16 protein-coding genes are annotated in these 17,423 nt (G+C 58.4%); 6 read left to right on the top strand and 10 right to left on the bottom strand.

Features of this window, described 5'->3' with window-relative positions; all coding sequences use genetic code 11:
• Positions 1-182: 182 nt before the first annotated feature.
• Both fliD and fliS read left to right on the top strand, forming a co-directional pair.
• Positions 183-1,850: a flagellar filament capping protein FliD gene (gene fliD, locus OHL23_RS22895; RefSeq protein WP_263354359.1), complete on the top strand. Its 1,668-nt coding sequence runs from the start codon at positions 183-185 to the stop codon at positions 1,848-1,850.
• Between the two features lie 26 nt (positions 1,851-1,876).
• Positions 1,877-2,335, top strand: a complete 459-nt coding sequence (fliS, locus tag OHL23_RS22890; RefSeq protein ID WP_263354358.1) for a flagellar export chaperone FliS — start codon at positions 1,877-1,879, stop codon at positions 2,333-2,335.
• A gap of 18 nt (positions 2,336-2,353) precedes the next feature.
• Here fliS and OHL23_RS22885 read toward each other — a convergent pair whose 3' ends face one another.
• Positions 2,354-4,135 carry an ABC transporter ATP-binding protein gene (locus tag OHL23_RS22885; protein ID WP_263354357.1) on the bottom strand — a complete coding sequence of 594 codons (1,782 nt, stop codon included), beginning with the start codon at positions 4,133-4,135 and terminating at the stop codon, positions 2,354-2,356.
• Between the two features lie 188 nt (positions 4,136-4,323).
• Between OHL23_RS22885 and OHL23_RS22880 the strand changes: the two genes are divergently transcribed.
• Positions 4,324-5,685 (top strand): right-handed parallel beta-helix repeat-containing protein, encoded by a 1,362-nt coding sequence (locus OHL23_RS22880; RefSeq protein WP_263354356.1) that lies wholly within the window; start codon positions 4,324-4,326, stop codon positions 5,683-5,685.
• Between the two features lie 74 nt (positions 5,686-5,759).
• Here OHL23_RS22880 and OHL23_RS22875 read toward each other — a convergent pair whose 3' ends face one another.
• The 9 genes from OHL23_RS22875 to OHL23_RS22835 form a co-directional block, all read right to left on the bottom strand.
• Positions 5,760-8,192 carry an LptF/LptG family permease gene (locus OHL23_RS22875; RefSeq protein WP_263354355.1) on the bottom strand — a complete coding sequence of 811 codons (2,433 nt, stop codon included), beginning with the start codon at positions 8,190-8,192 and terminating at the stop codon, positions 5,760-5,762.
• A 109-nt stretch (positions 8,193-8,301) separates the two neighbouring features.
• The gene (locus OHL23_RS22870) at positions 8,302-9,324 is read right to left on the bottom strand and encodes a GGDEF domain-containing response regulator (RefSeq protein WP_263354354.1); all 1,023 of its coding nucleotides are present in this window, start codon (positions 9,322-9,324) and stop codon (positions 8,302-8,304) included.
• A 112-nt stretch (positions 9,325-9,436) separates the two neighbouring features.
• Positions 9,437-10,081 (bottom strand): LytR/AlgR family response regulator transcription factor, encoded by a 645-nt coding sequence (locus OHL23_RS22865; protein ID WP_263354353.1) that lies wholly within the window; start codon positions 10,079-10,081, stop codon positions 9,437-9,439.
• Positions 10,042-10,269, bottom strand: a complete 228-nt coding sequence (locus tag OHL23_RS22860) for a hypothetical protein (RefSeq protein WP_263354352.1) — start codon at positions 10,267-10,269, stop codon at positions 10,042-10,044. The genes OHL23_RS22865 and OHL23_RS22860 overlap by 40 nt, the downstream gene beginning before the upstream one ends.
• A complete protein-coding gene (locus OHL23_RS22855; RefSeq protein WP_263354350.1) occupies positions 10,250-11,422 on the bottom strand; it encodes a sensor histidine kinase in 1,173 nt (390 codons plus the stop codon). Before OHL23_RS22855 ends, OHL23_RS22860 begins: the two co-directional genes overlap by 20 nt.
• Positions 11,423-11,459: 37 nt before the next feature.
• On the bottom strand, positions 11,460-12,662 hold the full coding sequence (locus tag OHL23_RS22850; protein WP_263354349.1) for a hypothetical protein: 1,203 nt from the start codon (positions 12,660-12,662) through the stop codon (positions 11,460-11,462).
• Between the two features lie 177 nt (positions 12,663-12,839).
• Positions 12,840-13,712 (bottom strand): menaquinone biosynthesis family protein, encoded by an 873-nt coding sequence (locus tag OHL23_RS22845; RefSeq protein ID WP_263354347.1) that lies wholly within the window; start codon positions 13,710-13,712, stop codon positions 12,840-12,842.
• 165 nt (positions 13,713-13,877) lie between these two features.
• Positions 13,878-14,477: a biotin transporter BioY gene (locus OHL23_RS22840; RefSeq protein WP_263354346.1), complete on the bottom strand. Its 600-nt coding sequence runs from the start codon at positions 14,475-14,477 to the stop codon at positions 13,878-13,880.
• A gap of 69 nt (positions 14,478-14,546) precedes the next feature.
• Positions 14,547-14,840 carry a hypothetical protein gene (locus tag OHL23_RS22835; RefSeq protein ID WP_263354344.1) on the bottom strand — a complete coding sequence of 98 codons (294 nt, stop codon included), beginning with the start codon at positions 14,838-14,840 and terminating at the stop codon, positions 14,547-14,549.
• A gap of 77 nt (positions 14,841-14,917) precedes the next feature.
• Between OHL23_RS22835 and OHL23_RS22830 the strand changes: the two genes are divergently transcribed.
• The 3 genes from OHL23_RS22830 to OHL23_RS22820 all read left to right on the top strand — a co-directional run bounded on the left by OHL23_RS22830 (position 14,918) and on the right by OHL23_RS22820 (position 17,423).
• Positions 14,918-16,324, top strand: a complete 1,407-nt coding sequence (locus OHL23_RS22830; protein WP_263354343.1) for a phosphoglucomutase/phosphomannomutase family protein — start codon at positions 14,918-14,920, stop codon at positions 16,322-16,324.
• A gap of 87 nt (positions 16,325-16,411) precedes the next feature.
• Positions 16,412-16,804 (top strand): FtsB family cell division protein, encoded by a 393-nt coding sequence (locus tag OHL23_RS22825; RefSeq protein ID WP_263354341.1) that lies wholly within the window; start codon positions 16,412-16,414, stop codon positions 16,802-16,804.
• A gap of 343 nt (positions 16,805-17,147) precedes the next feature.
• Positions 17,148-17,423: a metal/formaldehyde-sensitive transcriptional repressor gene (locus OHL23_RS22820; RefSeq protein ID WP_396127408.1), complete on the top strand. Its 276-nt coding sequence runs from the start codon at positions 17,148-17,150 to the stop codon at positions 17,421-17,423.

The raw sequence follows: 17,423 nt of genomic DNA, 5'->3' as shown, positions 1-17,423 counted from the left end.
ACCGGAAAAAGGCACCAGTAAAAAATGGGGAAGGCGGCAATAGAGCGTCTTCCCCGTTTGACTGAGTGTTGGGCCGAAAATGCGCCTTCCCCGAACGCCACACGCGGAATTGTCAGGATTATCTAACGAACATGCGAGCCCGGTTGGCCATCGGGCTGCGTTACCCAAGCTGGAGGATTGAGATGGGCACAGTAGGAATCAGTTTCGGATCGCCGATGGGTGGGACAGGATTTGATGTCAGCTCGACGGTCAGCCAGATCGTTGCGAATCTCCAGAATGTCGAGACGCCGTGGAAGACCCAGCTCAGCAACCTTCAGACGCAGGATGCAGCCATCTCCAATCTGGGAAGCCTGCTCTCAAATCTTTCCACCGATGTCCAGAACTTCACGACCGTCGACGGCGTGTTTTCGATCATGGAAGGCTCCAGCTCAGACGAAAACGTAGTAACTCTGGCTTCAGCTTCTTCCACCGCGATTGCAGGGACCCACACGATTGTGGTGAACTCGCTGGCCTCGACCTCTTCCGGCTATATGACCGGGACCACCAGCGCAACCGACCAGTTCTCCGGCTCCATCTCGATTGCAGTCGGTACCGGAGCGCCCCAGACGGTTACGGTAAACCCCAATGACAATACGCTCTCGGGGCTTGCGTCCGCGATCAACTCAGCCGGTATTGGAGTCACTGCCGGTCTGATCACAGACGCCAATGGATCAAGGCTGTCGCTGGTTTCAGGAACCTCGGGAGCGGATGGAGATCTGTCGGTTGACGTCTCGGGTCTTACCGATACAACCAGCGGTGCGGCGCTCGGTTATACGTCTCCAGTCTCGGGCGCCAACGCCAACCTCACAGTTGACGGAATCAGCGTCTCCAGTGCGTCCAATACGGTCAGCGACGTGATCCCTGGAGTCACCTTTCAGCTCCTTTCCACTTCGCCCGTGACCAACGGTACGGCAGAAACGGTTCAGATACAGGTTGTGAATGACACGCAGTCGGTCTCCAGCGCGATGGATCAGTTTGTCTCCGACTATAACTCGCTGGTGAGCGCCATCAATATCCAGGAAGGGAACACCTCTTCGGGCACGCCTGAGCCTCTCTTCGGCAGTCCGACGCTCTCGCTTCTGCAGCAGCAGATTCTTGGTGCGATTAACACCAGTTCGCCTTCAGGCTACCTGGACCCGATCGCCAATGCTTCCGATACGCTTACCGGGAATATCTCGATTGCGGTCGGCTCGGGTAGCGCGATCCCTTTCTCTCTCGGTGCTGGTGAAACGCTCGCCGGACTTGTGACGGCCATCAACTCGGCCGACATTGGCGTGACCGCAGGAATCACAACCAACTCCTCGGGATCGAGCCTGTCCCTTACATCCCAGACAGGCGGAGGCGTGAGTGTCATCTCGTCCATCCAGGACGCCGGGACGACGTTGGCTTACAATCCGGTGAGCGATTTCAACAACTTCACGCAGCTTGGCATCAGCGTCAACAATGACGGCACGATTTCGCTTGATTCCGCTACTCTCAGCAGCGAGTTGAACAGCGACTATTCGGGTGTGGTTAATTTCTTTCAGAACGCCAATAGCTGGGGTCTTGATTTCTCCGATACCCTCAATAACCTGAGTACTTCGAACCCCATTGGCACGCTGGCCCTGGGTCTCAGCTCCGACAGTGCGACGGAGTCTTCTCTCAATGCGGACATCTCCAAGGAGAACCTGCTGATCTCTGTTCAGCAGGTCAGTCTGACTGACGAGCTCAACAGCGCCAACGAGATTCTTCAGTCCATCCCGTCCAACGTGAACGACGTCAACGAACTCTATTCGGCGATCACTGGCTATCAGGCGCCTCAACTTGGCTAGCTTTAAGGCCAGAAACGGACAGACCCTTGGCAACCTATCAGGAACACTCGCTCGATGGAGCGTCGCCCGTAGAACTCGTCGTGGCCCTTTACGACGGCATCCTCCGGTTTCTCTATGCGGCGATTGCAGCGGTGGAGCGCGGGGATATTCGCGGCCGCCGGGTCGCTGTGAAACGCGCGCTTGCAATCCTCATTCACCTGCAGGCGCGGCTGCGCATGGATATTGGCGGCCGGCCTGCGCAGGTTCTGAGCGAGTTCTACGCGTCGATGTTCGCGCTCATCCTGCAGGCTTCGGTGGGCGCATCGGTGCAGCGATTCGAGGAGGTGATCCGCTGTGTGCGCAACGTGCGCGACGCATGGAAGCAGATTGCAGCGGAAGCCCCCAAGCCAGCCGCCAATCCGCAACCGTTGGCGGTTAAGCCGCGAGTGGTCGAGCTTCCAGCGGCTTCGGCAGAAGGCAATCATGCTTCGCGCTGGACTGCGTAACGGCAATCCGGCGCGACTCTAACCGGTGACGGAAAGCTCTTCTTCCAAGAGCTGCTTCTCGTACAGGTCTGCGTAGTATCCGCCTCGCGCGAGCAACTCTTCGTGCGTGCCAAGTTCGATAATTCGCCCATGAGCGAGCACCGCAATCTGATCCGCGTCTCGCACCGTTGAGATGCGATGGGAGATAAGGATGGTAGTGCAGCCCTCGGCATTCTCGTGGCGAGTGTATTTGCGCAGGCCTTGCAGAATGCGTTCTTCGGTGTAGGTATCGACGCTGGCCAGTGCGTCGTCGAGGATGAGAATACGCGGGTGCCGCAGCAGAGCACGGGCAATCGAGGTGCGCTGCTTCTGACCGCCAGAGAGTGTCACACCGCGCTCACCGACGGTCGTCTCGAAGCCCTGCGGAAACTCTTCGAATTCGCGCCGGATATGCGCTGCTTCTGCTGCTTCCATGATCTGTTCGTTGGTGGCGTCGGGTGAGCCGAAACAGAGGTTTTCGCGGATGGTTTCGCTGAAGAGAAATGTCTCCTGCGGGACGACGCCGATGTTCGACCGCAGCACCTTGAGCGGGTACTCGCGAATCGGCCGCCCGTCGATCCACAGTGATCCGTTTTCGACGTCGAGCAGCCGTGGAATCAGGTTGATCAGCGTCGATTTTCCAGCGCCGGTCGGTCCTACTACCGCGAGGGTCGAGCCTGCCGGAATCTTCAGCGAGATGTCGCAGAGGACGTTCCTGTCTCCATAGCCGAAGCTCAGCCCGCGGAACTCGACTTCGCCGCGCAGGACAAGATCGGCAGGGATGGTTTTGTCGGCCAGGCTGTCATCCACGGCCGGCTCCGAGCGCAGAATCTCGTCGATGCGCTTGATGGAAGCTGTTCCGCGCTGGAAGAGGTTGATCACCCAGCCCACGGCGATGATGGGGAAGGTGAGCAGAATCATGTAGGTATTGAAGGCGATGAAACTGCCGACATCGATCCGGTGTTGGAGAACGAGGCGTCCGCCTGCAAAGAGCGTGATCACCATGGCCACGCCTAGCACGAACTCCAGCGTGGGCCAGAGCATGCCCATCAATTGCACCAGACGCAACGCGCGGCCGATGTATTCCCTATTGGCTTTTTCAAAGGACTGAATCTGCGAATCTTCCCGGGCGAAGGCGCGGATCAGGCGCGCTCCGGAGAAATTCTCCTGCGCGTGCGAAGTGATCTCGGAAAAACTGGCTTGAATGCGCTCGAAGCGCTCGTGAATCCGCGCGCCGAAGTACTGAACCAGAATGCTGGCTACCGGCATGGGCGCGAGCGCCACCAGCGTCAGCCACGGGCTGATGCGCAGCAGGAAATACAGCGCGAATGCGGAGAACAGGATGGTGTTGGCGCTGTACATGATCGCCGGGCCGAGCAACTGGCGGACGGCGTTCAGGTCATTGGTCAGCCGGGCCATGATGTCGCCGGTGCGGTAGCGCTGGTAGTAGGCGTAGTCCTGCTTTTCGAGCTGGCGAAAGAGGTCGTTGCGCAGGTCGAACTCGATTTCACGCGAGATGCCGATGAGTATCCAACGCGAGGCGTAGAGAAAGACGCCCTTCAGCAGTGCGATCCCGACCAGCAGACCGGCGTAGAAGAGGATCTTCTGCCGCATTGCAGGGGCGTTCAGGCCAATGTGGTTCATGTCATTGACCGCCGCTTCGATCACCTTGGGAAAGAGCACCCAGATGGCGTTGGTCGCCGTCAGCGCCAGGGTTCCCCAAAGGTAGCCCCAGCGGTACCGCGCCATGTAGCGAAAAAGCGGCTTCAAATCGCGAAACATATTGTCATTGTACCGGGCTGCATGCCAATCTCCGGACCGCGCTTCCAATGGCCCCGCTGGTCGGCTTTCAGGCAGAGGGCAGGACAGAAGCGTGCAGGCAGATATATGACATTCGTGTCGTATATTTACCTTGCCAATGCCGGGAAACCGTGCAAGGATGCCGTCCTCCCCCAGAAAGAGGAGTTCCTATGCCTGAAATTCGGCGAAAGTCGGCGCTCATCGTGTGTTGTGCCTCCCTGTTTGCGGTCATCTGTCAGATCGGTATGTCCGCAACCCTCTGTGTCAACCAGGGAGGTTCCAGCGGTTGCTACTCCAAGATTCAGTCGGCGGTCAGTCACGCTTCGGCGAACGACGTGATTGAGGTTCGAGCGGGTACGTACAAGGAGGATGTCGTGATTGGCATTCCCCTGTCCCTGATCGGCGCGGGCGCCGAGAGAACCATCATTGACGCCACTGGGTTGGAAAACGGCATCTTTGTCGACGGGTACGATAATCCCGGCCTCCGCCATGTGACGGTTGCCGGATTCACGGTTGAGAATGCGCAATATGAAGCTGTCCTGGTCGTAAGCGCTTCGGACGTCACAGTTCGCGACAATCGCATGATTGACAACGACAAATTTGGCCCTGTCTTCTCGCCGGTTGCGAGTGGTTGTGCAGGACAGCCCGCATTTGAGACGGATGAGAACGGCGACTGTGGCGGCGCGCTTCACTTTATCGGGGTGGAGGGGTCGATTGCTTCAGGCAACCTCATGACGGGGAATGCCGACGGCATCCTGCTCAGCGATGAGACGGCGGAGACCCACGACAATCTCATCATTCACAATACGGTCAAGGACAACCCGCTGGACTGCGGAATCGTGCTGGCTTCGCATCCGCCGGTTGGCTCGACGCCGCCTCACTTTGCACCTCACTTTGGCGTCGATCACAACACAATTGCCGAAAACATTTCTGCCGATAACGGAGTGAAAGTCGGCGGCGCGGGAGTTGGCCTGTTTTCGGATGGCAACGGTCCTGGCCGGGCATCGGACAACGTGATCATTCACAACTCACTGACCGGGAACGGTATCGGTGGGGTCTCGCTTCATACCCATGTCGGCCCGGCTTTTGGAGCACCGGCGGACAACATGGACGGCAACATGATCATCGGCAACTACGTGGCGGGAAACCTGGCTGACGTAGACGATACAGCCACCCCTGGCCGGGTGGGCATCAACATCAACAGTGGCGGAGGCGGTTCTCCGGTTTGGGGCACGATCATTTCGCAGAACGTAATCCGCGACGAGGATGTGGATATTGCGGTCAATACGCCCGGCACGGTAGACGCGCATCTCAACGACCTGCTCGGCGGACATGTCGGCGTCGCCAATATTTGCGCTTTTGACGGAGCAGCATGCACCGGTCACATTAACGTCACTGAAAATTACTGGGGATGCGCCGCAGGTCCGGGCTGGAAGGGATGCACAACGACGAGCGGAACCAATCTTCTCTTCACTCCGTGGCTTCACAATCCCGTCGCCGATGATGACGACGGGCGCGGAGATCATCACTGATCTTCATGATTAGTGCGGCCGGTTTCCATCCGTTGAAACGTCGAACGGGGAAACCGGCCAAATCTGGCGAGGCACTAAGTCGGGGTACGCAGCAGCAGATAGCCGCCGGTCAGTCCGAAAAGGATATCCGGTGACCAGGCGGCGATGGCGGCGGGCAGCAGGTTGGAGCTGCCCATGGCGTCAAACAACCCGGCGGCCACCCAGTACCCAAGGGCGATTCCGATGCCCCATGCTACGCCGGTCAGCGAACCGCGGCGGCCCATGGAGAGCGCGAAGGGAATTGCCAGCACCGCCATCACAATCGTCACCAGCGGGTAGGCGAGCTTGTGATAGAGCTGCACGCGCAGGCGCATGGTATCGAAGCCGCTCTGCCGCAGGTCGCTGATGTAGCGGTCGAGTTGGCCGAAGTTCATCTCCTGCGACTGCAGGTTCTCTTTCTTGAAGTAGCCGGGCTCTTCGCGCACCTCGGCGAAGGTGGCGCTGGGGAACTCGCGGAAGCTCACGTTCGTTCCCTCCATGGTCCGTTCCCAGCCGTGATCGAAGACCCAGGCGTGCTGATCTTCGTCCCATGCCACGCGCTCGGCGTAGATGCGCTTGGTGAGCGCAAAGGTGACTGGGTCGAATTCAAACAGAGTGAGGTTGGCGAAGGCGTTCTGATCCGGGTCGAAGAACTGATAGTAGAAAATGCGCTCCGGTTCGCCTGGATGCTGTTGCCCGACGATCCACTTCTGGTCGGGATTCAGCGTGGTCTGAGCCGGTTTACCCTTGATGATGTTGCGCAGGGCCTCCTGCTTGCGATTGGCTTGCGGCAGGTAGTACTGGTCGAAGGCAAAGAGTCCGGCAGCCAAAAGAGCGGAGATCACGAAAACGGGAATCACCAGCCTGTAGAGGCTGATTCCGGTCGCCTTCATGGCGATAAGTTCGCTGCTGCGATTGAAGAGGTTGAAGGTTACGAGCACCGCCAGCAGTACGCTTAGCGGGGTGATCTGGTAGATCATGCTGGGCGTCAGGTTCACCAGGTAGTCGCCTACCGTGGTCAGATTCGTGTGGTTGCGCAGTATGTCGCCGATGAGTTCAAAGAACGTGAAGACCAGAAGAATCATCACGAGCCCGGCCAGCACCATCAGGAACATCTTGAGAAACTCTTTCAGGACGTACTCGTCGAGAATTAGGGGAAATCCGCGCGGTTTGAATCGATTCAGAGAGCGGGCAAGCTTAGGGTGGAATCGACGGCGATAGCGAGCCTTCAGGGAAGTCTGCCAACCGGCGTCCGAGGATTCCACCAACGGGCTGTTTGAATCGGCGTTTCCGTTCGATGCTTCTTCGGCAGCATTCGGCTGTGGCTTTGGCGCACGCGAAAACCAGGAAGTGACCGTGGCGAGCACTGCTCCACCCGAGGCCAATTGGCTCAGCAGGAAAAGTCCGGCGGCGGCAAAGACGAAGTTCGCTAGCCAGACTCCGGCAAAAGCGGGAAGCCGCCCTTGTTTCGCCCAAGCGATACCGAAGTTCGACAGCAGATAGTAGACGAGCACGAGCAGCAGGGTGAAGATCATGCCTCCGCTCTTGCCGCCGCGACGAGCCGCCGTTCCGAGCGGAACTCCGATCAGCATCAGCACGAGGCAGGCGACGGGATAGGCAAAGCGCCGGTTGAGTTCGATCAGGTAGCGCTTCCCGTCCGGACCGTGCGAGAGTTCGAGCAACTGGCGATTGCCCAGCGCATAAAGTGGCGTGTCCATGCGGCCCAGGGAGATTTCGCTTTGCGGGCTGAAGATCAGGGGTGCATCGGTGACTGTGAAGGTTGACAGATTGTATTGGCCCGGTTGGCTGGGCACCATCTCATGCTTTGTGCCGTTGCGCAGCCGGATGAGCATGCCTTCACCGCTGTTTTTTCCGCCGCCCCCACCACCGCTTTGAGCGACCGTGGCGCTCTCCGCAGTGGTGATGCCGGGGGCCGTCGGATCGGTGACATCGGCGATGAACAGGCGTTTCCAGTTCGAGGCGCCGGTCCCTGAAACGACATCCTGGACGTAGACGACGGTGTTCTTGAAGTCCTCGTAGAAGACGCGCGGCTGGATCTCGAAGGATGCCTGCGAGGATTCGAGGTCCTTTTGCAGGTCCAGAATGGCCTGGTTGGCGCGCGGTTCGACGTACAGCGAGTTCACCAGGCCCAACGCTGTGCCGAGGATCGCTATTACGGATGCCACCCGGACGAAATACCAGATTCCGAAGCCGGAGGCCCGCATTGCCGTGATCTCTGAGTCGGCCGCCAAGCGGCTAAGGCCCAGCAAAACACCCACCAGGACGGCCATCGGGATGCTGACCAGGAAGGTATTGGGCAGTGTGAAGAGAAACAACTGGAGGACAGTCATGAAGCTGGAGCTGTTCCGGACCACCATCTCCAGAATCTGTTCGAGTGGCTTCATGAAGAGAATGAAGGTGAACAGAGCACAGCCTATAGCTGAGTGCGAGGAGATTTCACCGAGAATGTAGCGGGTCAGAATGCGCACAGACGATGGCCTGCCTTGAGTCTATCGCGGCTGGGTGGCGGAGAGTGTTGATTCCCGGGCTACCGGGGTCTGCTCCCAACCGGATTGGACTCATCTGGCCTCTGCTGGTTTACGCCAATGCTTCAGTCTCCGGGTAAAGCATGGGGAATTCTGCACCGGTCTCTCCTGGCAGCGAGGAGTCGTGAGCGCAGCGAATCGTTCCCGGGCCTGACCGTTTTGCCAGAGCCAAGGTCTGCTCCGCCTCGCGCAACACCACGACAGGCGACCGTCCGCGGCTGGAAGCGACGGCGCAGCAAGCAGTCAATGTCACCGAGATTGCTTCGCCTGGCTCGTCTTTTACGAGAAACGGGTCACCAAAGACCTCCATGCGCAGGCGCTCCGCCATCATCGTGGCGTTAATGGTGCTGCAACCCGGTAGAGCCATCAGAAATTCGTCTTTTCCGGTCCGTCCCAGCAGATCGTAGCTGCGCAGGATGCGCCCGGTTCGATCGGCCACTTCGCGCAGCAGACCGTCGCAGGCGTCGCGCCCCAGCTCCTTGTTCCAGTGCCCGAAGTCATCGATGTCAAAGAGCACGACGCTCAACGAACCTTGCAACCGTTGTACTCGATCCGTCTCGCGAAAGAGAAGTGTCAGCATCGTCTCCCGATGGAGCGCTCCCGTCACGCGGTCGTGCCGGACATCGATTGAAGCAACCTGGCGGAGCTGTTCGAGTTCGCAGTAGAGTTCGTGGCCTCGCCGCATGGTGCTCAGGTGAGTGCTCCAGGAGACAGCGTCTGCGCCGCGGGGCACAATATCGTCGATAGCTCCTTCGCGCAGCCGGGCAATCCACTCGTCGGAAACCTGATCCGCAATCAGTGCGACGGCGCATCGCTTGCGCACGCCCGATTCAAGCATTGCGGCCAGAAGCTCTCCATTCGCCACGCCGGGAAGCCGCACATCCAGCAGAATTACCGCCGAGCCGTCGGTCGTCCGCATTGCGCCGATGGCGGACTTTCCATCTGTCACCGTTTCGACATGCAGACCGAGCGACTGCAAGATCCTGCGCAGATCCGATGCCAGCACCGGGTCCGGCGAGGCCAGCAGCACCGCCCATCCGCTGCGGCCAGAAGTAATTGGAGAAGTGAATTGCATGGTCTTTCCCATGCATTGCCTATCGGACGAAATTAGATTTTCCTTAATAATTCTGGGACTGATTTAAGATGTCCTAATCCCTCGATGATTTCTCTGATCTGGTCCGGTTGCGTCAGAGAGACTGTCCGAGGCGTTCTTCAAGCTGGGCGCGATAGCTGCGGCTAATTCTCGTGCGCGCTCCGCTCTTCAACACAACATCGAACTCCCCATGGGAGATTGGTTCGAGTTGCAGAATGCTTTCGATGTTCACGATGGTCGAACGATGCACGCGGATGAATCTCGCCGGATCGAGCCGCTCGGCTAGCTCTGCCAGCGAGGAGCGATAGAGTATCTCGGTCCCTGCGGATTTGGGAGCGAAATTGGAGTTGAGGTGAAGAGTGACATAGACTCCGGCCGCCTCGATCCAGTCGATCTCGGCGACCCGCACAAATCGCGTGGCCCCGCCAGACTTAACGACGAGCCGGTCGAGCCGTCTTGGAGCGGAGGGTTTTGCTGCGATCATTTGCATCAGCCGCTGGCCGAATTCATGCAGGCTGCGCTGGTCTAGCTGGTTTTTGAGCCGGTTTTTCACCCGCGCCATCGTTGCTTCAAATCGCTCGTCGCTGAAGGGTTTCAGCAGATAATCAAGCGCGTTCGCTTCAAATGCCCGCACCGCATGTTGATCGTAGGCGGTCACGAAGATCGTGAGCGGCATCGCCTCCGGCCCGACGGCGTCCATCAATTCATCCAGAACTCCGAGTCCATCCAGTTCCGGCATTTGAACATCCAGAAAAATGAGATCCGGACGTCCTTTCTCGATTGCGCCAGGGCGGACACTCCGTTTTCGGCTTCGAGGATCAAGCCTACGAGCGTATCCTTGCGCAGCAAATCCGCCAGCCGCTGCCGCGCTGGAGATTCGTCATCCACCACAAGCACGGAAATCCTGTCAGTCTGCGGCAGAATCATGGCCTGCCTCTCTTGCCGCATCGGTTTCAGGGCTGAAGCGAAGGGGCAATTGAATCAGCGCCTCGGTGCCACCGCTGCGCAGCCGCCGCACCACGAACCGGCCGTCCGGATGAAGCCCTCGAATCCGCTCCCGTGTTACCGACAATCCCAGTCCTGCCGAGGTTTCCAGAGTCCAGCCAGGAGGCAATCCGACGCCATCATCCGTCACGCGAATCTCAATTTGTTCTTCGATTCGCTGGGCCATCACGGATACCCTGCCACCGGTGGCTCGCGATGAGATTCCATGCCGGATCGCATTCTCTACCAGCGGCTGCACAATCAGGCAGGGAACGAGCGAGTACTTCACTTCCTGCGCAATGTTTGTGTCAAAGCGCAGACGGTCGCCAAACCGGATCCTCTGGATGGCCAGGTAATGCTCGAGAAACGCCATCTCTTCGAGAAGAGGAACTTCCTGCCGGTCCTTGTTTTCAAGAGACAGGCGCAAGAGGTCGCCGAGATGCTCGATCATCTGGCGAGCCAGACGCGGCTCTCGTTCTACTTGCGCGGAGATGGTGTTGAGCGCGTTGAAGAGAAAATGCGGATCGAGCTGCATGCGCAGTGCGTTGAGCCGCGCCTCGCTGAAGCTTCGCTCAAGCCGCTCCATGCGCAGCTCGCCGGAAAGATAGCGCTGATGATAGAGATACGCCTGCCAGACACCGACGATCAGGCAATAGACAAGCACGCTCCAGAGGAACATGCCGCGAACGGCGCCGATCAGCAGTTGCAGACCGAACAGGCGCGACCATGGCCCTAGCCCCATCATCGCGATCACCATCGCAAACAGGTAGACATACACGGCGGTGAACGCCAGGCTCAGGAAGAGATGAGCGACAACGCGCCACACCGGTTGTTTGCTCGAAAAGGGCAGCCACTGGTCGACCGCAACAATCGCGGGAGCCAGCAGACCCCAGGACCACCACTGCGCCAGCGAAGCGAGCAACTGCGGCCGCCAGTGGCCGCCAGCCGCAAGGCTGGGCAGCGCAAAGACCAGGCCGATTGCAGTCCAGATTGCGACGGCCAGAGTTACGCGCGTGGCCCATCGGGCGGCCATGCTGGGATTCTTATTGGAGGCAAGGAGCATCAGCGATTTGGGCCTCAGGGTATTTTGAACCATAAAGCCCATTCCTTGCGGGCGGCAAGATGCGGGAGCATCACTTCTGCGCCGACATCGCGTTTCCGGCTGGTGTAAATCGGACTCCTGCGACATCATCGAGCCGTAGTTCCAAGCCCCAGCCGTAGAAGTTGTTTGCCAGCGCAACGGCGATCTCGTTCTTCCCCTTTTGCAGCGGCAGATTGAACGATCCGTTCTCCAGTGAGAGCCGCCCGTCCGGTTTCTTCCGCGCGGTTGGCGGCTGATACAGATTCTTGTCCGCGTAGATCTGCTTCCCGTTCACAAAGACCCAAATCTCCCGGCTCCATCCAATGGAAACCTGCTTGGTCTGGGCTTTATTCGAGTCGATATCCGTCTTCAACCAGGCCAAAGCGCGAACTTTTCTGCCAGTCGGCAGACCCATCTGACGGCTGAGATTGATAAGGCCGCCCTGTTCGGCGCTCAAGGATGTCCATTGCTGCGACGCGTTCGGCATCTCGGTAAAGACCGGTTCCTTGCCGTCGGGAAGGGAGGCGGAGGGGGAGACGAGCCAGTTCCGCAGGAATCGTTTGTCTCCGGCGGTAGGATCGGCCGCCGGTTCCGGCGTGAGGCCCTCGACTGCGCCCGGTATTACCATCAGGTTGGCAAACGATCCTGGTCCCTGCATCAGCAATCCGCCTTCCAGCACATCGCCTTCGAGGCGGCCGATTGCCAGAGCCGGTTTTTCTTGCCTGTTGACGAAAATATTCATGCGGCGTCCGGAGACAACGAGCTTGATGTGATTCACCTCGGTTTCTTTCACCGGAGCCGGCCCCTGATACTGCGGAAATACGTCCCAGAGCAGCACTCCATGAGTCTGCGGGGCATATTGAATGCAATCGGGCGCCGCTTCGCAGTTGGGCCTCGGTCTTAGGTAAAAGTCCTCATAGGTGTCGTCGTCGCGCCGTCGAAAGCCGATTCCGGCTCCCATCGGCCCAGTGGGGATGACGTCAAACTCGATCGTCCCGTCTTTGAATCCGAGGTCCTTGAGCACGGCGACGCCCTTGGTGACCTTCATGACCCCGAGGGGATAGCCGTCCTCATGGGTGAATTCAACATTGCCGTTCGCTTCCCAGCGATCCGCGATCATCGGAATCTTGATTGGCTCCTGAGCATGGACGGTCGCAACCGAAGCCAGTACAAATGAGGCGATAGTGGCGATTGATGAAATTGACGAGATCGATGCGATCCGAAGGTGGGAGCGTTTGCCTGGCAGTGCAGTCATGGTTTTCATGCCACGGATGCTAACCGGCGCAGGCCATGCAGGAAACGAACCTGTTGCGGAACGGTGCCCCATGTTGCAGAACGGACCAGGCCGTCGTTGAATTGCGTGGGCACAGAAAACAAAACAGGGCGACCGATGAGGCCACCCTGTTGGATTTCCGCGAGATGCGCTCAGAAATCAGTCGACGAAATCCACCTTGGGCTCAATCGGGATGATTCCCCGCTCATGGCCTAGCGCGAGCAGTTTGCGAATCGCTTCCTGACCGTCCGGCCCGTAGCTGAGCGTGCGTTCATTCACGTACATGCTCACAAACCGATTCGCAAGAGAGGCATCCAGATCGCGTGCGAACTGCATTGCGTATTCCAGGCCCTGCTCGCGATTGTCGAGTCCATGCTGAATGCTGTCGCGCAGTGCCTGCGTTACAGTGTGCAGAGTCTCAGGTCCGAGGCTCCGGCGCACGGCATTGCCGCCGAGAGGAAGCACAAGCCCGGTCTGCTCGCGCCACCAGACGCCCAGGTCGATGACTTTTCGAAGGCCGCTCGAAGCGTAGGTCAACTGCCCCTCGTGAATGATCAATCCGGCATCAAAATTGCCCGCCTGGATCTCGGGAATGATCTTATCGAAGGGAACAACCGTCGTCTCGATCTGTGGATTGAAGATCTTGAGCGCGAGATAGGCCGTCGTCAGAGTTCCCGGCACCGCGACGCGGATACTGGTGAGGTCTTCCGGCGTGAGGGGCTTGCTCGAAACGACCATCGGGCCGTAGCCTTCGCCCACGCTGCCGCCGCAGCTCATCAGGGTGTACTTGTCCTGAATGTAGGGATAGGCGTGAAAAGAAACAGCCGTCACATCGAAGAATGCCTCGTCCATCGCCCGCCGATTCAGCGTTTCGATATCGCAAAGCGTATGGGTGAAGCGAAAACCGGGCACCCGAATCTTGTTCGTGGCCAAGCCATAGAACATGAAGGCGTCATCGGAGTCGGGACTATGGGCAATCGAAATTGTGCGCACATCACTTGCCGGCGCCGCGCTGGTCTGAGTACTACTCACTGGCAGGTATTTCCTTTCTAACTCTGCGGCCTCGGTGGGCCGCGTTCCTCATTGGATGTTTCCTGCAATCGTAGTGAAGCAGGAAGTTGATGCGTTTCTGGTTGAATGTGCACCGGAAAGCGAATCTGCGGTCTTAGGGTGTCATCATTAAGATCCGAGACCCTGTCAGATCTCTCGGCGCTTCCATCGAGATGCTCCGGCAGCAATTCCGGCGGCTGCGCAGACCTTCAGCGCGTCTCCGGGCAAAAAAGGCAGAATGGCATGATTCAGGATGGTCGTGGGAGCGGCGTGTGTGAGGATTCCAAGCCATAATGCTCCCAACGCCAGCGTTCCCAGGCTGCCGGCGGCGGCAACAACAACACCGCGTGAAAAGCTGCACCGTCCGCGCCGCCAGATCGCTGAAACCGCTGGCGCAACTAAGGGATAGCTGAGCAGATAGCCGCCTGTCGGCCCAAGCAACTGCGCCATCCCGCCCAGTCCATGCGGCGTGAAGACGGGCAAGCCCGCTGCGCCCTCAGCAAGATAGGCCAGCATCGCGCCTGCGGCCAGCCGTGGGCTCAGGAGCAGCCCGAGCAGCAGCACGGCGAAAGGCTGCAACGTCACCGGCACCGGTGTAAACCACAGAGGAATAGACACATGCGCGCAAATCGCGACCAGTGCGCTCCCTGCCAGCACGATCCCCGCGCTGCGCAGCAGACTCGAAACTCCACTTTGCGGCTCCGACAGACCTGCGGGTACCGCTTGAGTCCCAGCAATCTGATTCATATTCCCTGATTTCCTTTCGATATTCCAGACCGAAGCGCATGTGTCCCGCCGGTCAAAGCTATTTCAAGGTTATTTCGGTGAAGTATTTTTCACTTCGACCCACTGATCCGTATCTGGCGCTTCATGCAGATCCAATGCCCGGTCAAGCTCCAGATGCTGCGCTTTCTGAACGTCAAGATTCGCGGAGTCTTCTGTCAGCAATTGCCTGTGCCGCCAGACGTGCCTCGCCACAGCGACTGCGACTAACAGCAGCGCAACAACCGAAACGAGAAGCACAATGACGAGCCAACGCATCAACACAACTACCCCGAAGAATATCAGAGAGCCGCACCCGCCACCCATCCGAGGCGGAAAACGGGACAATCGTTCAATTCCTCCCTTGCCGGTTCCGCTCTGGTGGGTCAAGATTACTGTGCAACACGTTACGGAGACCACCTGAAATGGCAACCCCAATCAAATTCGGCACTTCCGGCTGGCGCTCGATCGTCGCCGACGAATTCACCATCGCCAACATCCGCCGCGCCGTCGCAGGCATCGCCGCCTATGTCAAGACTCAGCCTGAACCCCACCGCGTACTGGTCGGTCGCGATCCGCGCTTCCTCGGGGAATCCTTCGTCGACGAGGCTGCGCGCATTCTAGCGGCAGCTGGCGTAACACCGATCGTGATCCCGGAAGCCGCTCCCACACCGGCCATCGCCTACGCAGTGCAGCAGCTCAAGACCTCGGGTTCCATCAATTTCACCGCCTCCCACAACCCTCCGGAGTACAACGGAATCAAGTTTTCCACTCACGACGGTGCGCCTGCGCTTCCGGAAGTCACGAAGCAGATCGAAGCAGCCATCGTTGCCCTGGGCGAAAATCCGCAGATTCCGCGGCTGAACGACCCGGAGGCGAAGTTCGAGACGGCGGACGTGAAGCCGGCCTATACGGCTCGCATCGCCGAACTGGTGGATCTCAAAGCCATTGCCGCATCGGGCATCAAAGTCGTCTTCGATCCCTTCTGGGGAGCTGGTCGCGGCTATAGCTGTCACATTCTGCGCAACGCCGGAGTGATCGTGGAAACTGTCCACGATTATCGCGATGTTCTCTTTGGCGGCCACGCCCCGGAGCCGGACGATCACCTGCTTTCCGATGCGAAGACCCGCATGCACGAAAAGGGCGCAAACCTCATCATTGCCACCGATGGCGACGCGGATCGTTTCGGCATCGTCGATTCCAACAGCACTTTCATCCAGCCGAACTACATCATCGCGCTGCTCTTCGACTATCTTGTCGAAACCCGCAGCTGGAAGAACGGAGTCGCCAAATCCGTCGCGACCACCAATCTGATCAATGCTCTCGCCGATTATCACAAGGTCCCGCTCTACGAAACCCCAGTCGGCTTCAAGTACATCGGCGAACTTATCCTTCAGGACAAGATCGCAATCGGCGGGGAAGAGTCGGCAGGCTTGACCATTCGCGGCCATGTCCCGGAAAAGGACGGCATTATTGCCGGGCTGTTAGTGGCCGAAATGGTGGCAAGACGGGGCAAGACCATAACTCAGCAGTTGGAGGAGCTATTTGATAAAGTAGGTTCCTTCTATCCCGTTCGAGAGAACTTTCACTTGACCCCGGAGGCCAAAGCCAAGTTCACTGAGAAATTGAAGGTAGATCCCACGGAGCTTGGCGGACGCAAGGTGACGAGCGTAGTCCGCACGGATGGACTGAAGCTCGTTCTCGATGATGGCTCGTGGGTTTGCTACCGTCTTTCTGGCACGGAGCCAGTCGTCCGAGCCTATACAGAGTCTCGCGACCAGAGCCACATGTCCGACCTGAGCGCAGCAGCCAAAGAATTCGTCCTGTCGTAGGGCAGTGGTGAGAACAATTTTCGGTGCTCCATCGTTGTCTCGTTTTACTGACATAAAGATGGGGCACCGCAAGAAGCTTAGGACCGAATGCCGGAAACCTCACAACCCGCTCCGTCCGGCCAAACGCCTGCCAAGTCGCTTACGCAACGCTGGTGGTCCGAATATCTGAGCAACCGCCGCCGCATCGGTACAGTTGCTGCGGTGCTCTTTGCGCTGTTTCTCGCATGGCATGTGGTCAACGGACGCAACGGCATCACGAGCTGGCAGCAAAAGCGTGTCGAAGACAAAGCCCTTGCCAAAGAGATTGAAGAACTCACGGCAGAGAACGCCCGCCTGAGCCAGCATGTAGACCGGCTGAAGTCCGATCCTGGCGCGATTGAGCACGAGGCGAGAGAACGCCTTCACTACGCTCGCCCCAACGAAATCATCTACGCGCTGCCGGAGACTTCGCCGCCTCAGAAAACAAATCCTCAACACTGAGTCCATTTTCGAGAAAGGCGTTCACGGCTTCGCAATAAGTACCCATGCGCGCGCGGTGAGCATAAAGAAGAACTTGCTAAATGCCCTTCTGATTCTGATGGGCATCCGGCCTCGCCGTAACTCACACTCACCATTCTGGCCATGCGTGCTGCTCAACGCCCAATCGAGATTGATTCCATTTGCCACCGCCGAAGCGACGCGCAAAACTGTCTGAAAAGACGAAAAAATGAGTGCTCCGCGTTAGATTTTGACACAGTATCATGGCTGAAGGCACACCCTGCCTTGGTATGGCTATTCCCTTGACGGGAGCAGTAAGCGGGTAGTTTGTTCTTATCGGAGATTCATGATGTCCCACGATGAGCGGGAAAAAGTAAAGCTGTTGCAGCGGATTCGTAAGCTTCGCGGGCAATTGGATGCGGTCGAGCGGGCGCTGGTATCCAAGGATGACTGCGGAGACCAACTGATGTTACTGGCTGCTGTGCGCGGTGGCGTCAATAGCCTGATGGGCGAGGTGTTGGAGACGCACATTCGTTTTCACCTCACAGACGGTTCCAAGGAAAAGATCGCTCCGGAGCTGGCGGAGGATCTGATTGACCTGGTGCGCGCCTATCTCAAATAG

Origin of the sequence: Acidicapsa acidisoli (genome assembly GCF_025685625.1) — a bacterium.
Taxonomy (GTDB): domain Bacteria; phylum Acidobacteriota; class Terriglobia; order Terriglobales; family Acidobacteriaceae; genus Acidicapsa; species Acidicapsa acidisoli.
Note: the sequence above shows the minus strand (reverse complement) of the source record. Positions and strands in the feature narration are given on the sequence as shown.

What these genes read in the sequence shown, in the direction of transcription:
- OHL23_RS22830 (WP_263354343.1), top strand. Translation starts at nt 14,918, where the DNA reads ATGGCAACCCCAATCAAATTCGGCACTTCCGGCTGGCGCTCGATCGTC.
- OHL23_RS22860 (WP_263354352.1), bottom strand. Translation starts at nt 10,269, where the DNA reads ATGATTCTGCCGCAGACTGACAGGATTTCCGTGCTTGTGGTGGATGAC.
- OHL23_RS22840 (WP_263354346.1), bottom strand. Translation starts at nt 14,477, where the DNA reads ATGAATCAGATTGCTGGGACTCAAGCGGTACCCGCAGGTCTGTCGGAG.
- OHL23_RS22820 (WP_396127408.1), top strand. Translation starts at nt 17,148, where the DNA reads ATGATGTCCCACGATGAGCGGGAAAAAGTAAAGCTGTTGCAGCGGATT.
- OHL23_RS22865 (WP_263354353.1), bottom strand. Translation starts at nt 10,081, where the DNA reads ATGCCGGAACTGGATGGACTCGGAGTTCTGGATGAATTGATGGACGCC.
- OHL23_RS22850 (WP_263354349.1), bottom strand. Translation starts at nt 12,662, where the DNA reads ATGACTGCACTGCCAGGCAAACGCTCCCACCTTCGGATCGCATCGATC.
- OHL23_RS22885 (WP_263354357.1), bottom strand. Translation starts at nt 4,135, where the DNA reads ATGTTTCGCGATTTGAAGCCGCTTTTTCGCTACATGGCGCGGTACCGC.
- OHL23_RS22855 (WP_263354350.1), bottom strand. Translation starts at nt 11,422, where the DNA reads ATGGTTCAAAATACCCTGAGGCCCAAATCGCTGATGCTCCTTGCCTCC.
- OHL23_RS22880 (WP_263354356.1), top strand. Translation starts at nt 4,324, where the DNA reads ATGCCTGAAATTCGGCGAAAGTCGGCGCTCATCGTGTGTTGTGCCTCC.
- OHL23_RS22870 (WP_263354354.1), bottom strand. Translation starts at nt 9,324, where the DNA reads ATGCAATTCACTTCTCCAATTACTTCTGGCCGCAGCGGATGGGCGGTG.
- OHL23_RS22825 (WP_263354341.1), top strand. Translation starts at nt 16,412, where the DNA reads ATGCCGGAAACCTCACAACCCGCTCCGTCCGGCCAAACGCCTGCCAAG.
- fliD (WP_263354359.1), top strand. Translation starts at nt 183, where the DNA reads ATGGGCACAGTAGGAATCAGTTTCGGATCGCCGATGGGTGGGACAGGA.